Here is a 2,156-nt window from a genome sequence, read left to right on the forward strand (position 1 = left end):
TATTTAAACAACGTTTATAGTGGTTTTTCGGTTTGAGACTTATGATACAGCCCCTCGCTGTAAATTTTAAGGGGGCTGAGAAGCCCTTTTGTCCCAGCCCCTTTTATTTTAGTAAGAATGCTTTCAGTTTAGCTGTTTTCGTAAGTTTCTAAGACGAGCTTGGCTGTATCGCTAGAAAGGGAATAATAAATTTTAGTTCCATCACGGTCCGCAGAGACAATTTTTGCTTCACGTAATTTACTAATGTGTTGAGAGACGGTAGATTGAGTTAATTCTAAATCTTGTTGAATTTTGCTGACATTCATAACACCGTTATTTTTTAATAGCAATGCGATTGAAAAACGAATAGGGTGTGATAAAAGTTTTAGTACATTAACATATCTAGCCATTTTTTTTGATTTCATTCCGTATGTTTGCATCTTTTCCCTCCATTTCTATCTATTTTTATGCCTAGTCAGATTGTATCACATATTTTACTTTTAAAGTAAGAATTTTTTGTGTTTTTTATATTACATTTAATTTTGCTTAAAATTTTTACTGATTATTAAATGGTGAAAATAGTAGATACTTATAATATTTTAGCTAGCAAGATAAGGATACCATTTTAAGTTGTAATAAGCAAAGGTTGTTTGAAAGTAGTGTATAAATGGTTTTTAGAATAGGTTTAAATTATAAAAATATGTAATTGTTTTATTTTTTAAACAATAAAGATCCTTCATATTAGTATGATAGTACTATTAAATAATCTTTAAACAATAAAATAAGCCAACGTATATGTTATTTTATTTATAACATAATTTTATAAAAGGCTTGAAGTGTATCTTGCTTGATTGATTGTAATATCACTGTAACCTATATTGCTATCTTTAATCGGTTTGCTTAATCATAGGTAACAAGTGCTAAAAAAACGTGCACTTATTAATAAACTTGTTTAAGATATCTTATATATTAATTTTAATAATAATTCACCAACAAGGTGATCATGTTAAGGAGTATTTATGAAAAAATCAATAATAAGTTTAGTTATCTCGTCACTATTGTTGCAAGTCGTAACTGTTCAACCAACTATCTTAGCTCAGGACGATAATTATCAAGGAAGTCTTGCGATGGTTTGGAAGCAGAGAACAGTTAATGAGATACGTCGTGTAATCAATCTAATGACTGAAAAACAAGATGGTGTCTATGTGATTCAATGGGGCGACACTTTAAGTAGTATTTCTGGAGCAACTGGTATATCGGTCAATGATTTGGCTCAAATCAACCAAATAGCTAATCCAGATTTAATCATAGCTGGAGCAGAGTTGCGTTTTAACTCAGATTCTGGGACGATCTCATATAGTCAAGGAGATGAAGAAGTAACAGTTACAGCTTATGAGACTGAAAGCAGTTCAATTAATACAAAGGCTCAAACAGAAGAGAGTCTCTTAGTAATTGAGGCAGCTGAAGACTTTGAAGAAGTTCAAGAAGAATTACCTACTTTTGAGGAAGCTATGCCTAATGAAGTTGTCGAAACAACTCGGGAAATTAGTGAAGAAATTCTTCCAGTTGTTGAAATGACTACCACGAGCAATGAAGTTATCGAGGAACAGCTGACTACTGAAGACTTTGAAACAACAGCCACTACAATTAAGTCTACTGATTTTAATACTGATTTAATTGAAACTAGCGTTTCAGATATTACAACTAGCATTACTACCAGTATTGAAACGACTAGTTATGTTGAATCTACCTATGAAGAAATAACTTTTGAAACGAATGAAGAAAGAGTTGAAACAACGCTTGTAGATAATAGCAGTACGGACCCTTATGCAGCGTTTGAAAGAATAGTTGCTGAGAAAGGTGTTTCTGATGTTGAGCAAGGTTATTGGAAGGCTATTATTAATCGTGAGTCCGGGTGGAATACATTTGCTAAAAATATGTCTTCTGGAGCATATGGATTACCACAAGCTTTACCAGGTAATAAAATGGCTTCTCATGGTGAAGATTGGCAAAGCAACCCTTATACTCAATTATCATGGATGTATGACTATATGGTAAGTCGTTACGGATCGATTTCTGGAGCTTGGTCACATTCTCAATCAAAAGGGTGGTATTAATAATTAAAGGGGGCTGTATCATAAGTCCATTTTTGCTATAACCTTTAAAATAAGACCCGA

At 32.6% G+C, this 2,156-nt stretch carries 2 protein-coding genes; one reads left to right on the top strand and one right to left on the bottom strand.

Annotated elements, in window-relative coordinates; all coding sequences use genetic code 11:
* Positions 1 to 128: 128 nt before the first annotated feature.
* Positions 129 to 419 carry an ArsR/SmtB family transcription factor gene (locus ACQV2S_RS08680; protein WP_428874557.1) on the bottom strand — a complete coding sequence of 97 codons (291 nt, stop codon included), beginning with the start codon at positions 417 to 419 and terminating at the stop codon, positions 129 to 131.
* Positions 420 to 998: 579 nt separating this feature from the next.
* On the opposite strand from ACQV2S_RS08680, the gene ACQV2S_RS08685 reads away from it, so the two are divergent.
* Entirely contained in the window at positions 999 to 2,096 is a 1,098-nt protein-coding gene (locus tag ACQV2S_RS08685) for a LysM peptidoglycan-binding domain-containing protein (RefSeq protein ID WP_428874556.1), read from the top strand.
* Positions 2,097 to 2,156 lie beyond the last annotated feature (60 nt).

The sequence above is a fragment of the Facklamia sp. P13064 genome (assembly GCF_050409425.1).
GTDB lineage: Bacteria > Bacillota > Bacilli > Lactobacillales > Aerococcaceae > Facklamia.

What these genes read in the sequence shown, in the direction of transcription:
- ACQV2S_RS08680 (WP_428874557.1), bottom strand. Translation starts at nt 419, where the DNA reads ATGCAAACATACGGAATGAAATCAAAAAAAATGGCTAGATATGTTAAT.
- ACQV2S_RS08685 (WP_428874556.1), top strand. Translation starts at nt 999, where the DNA reads ATGAAAAAATCAATAATAAGTTTAGTTATCTCGTCACTATTGTTGCAA.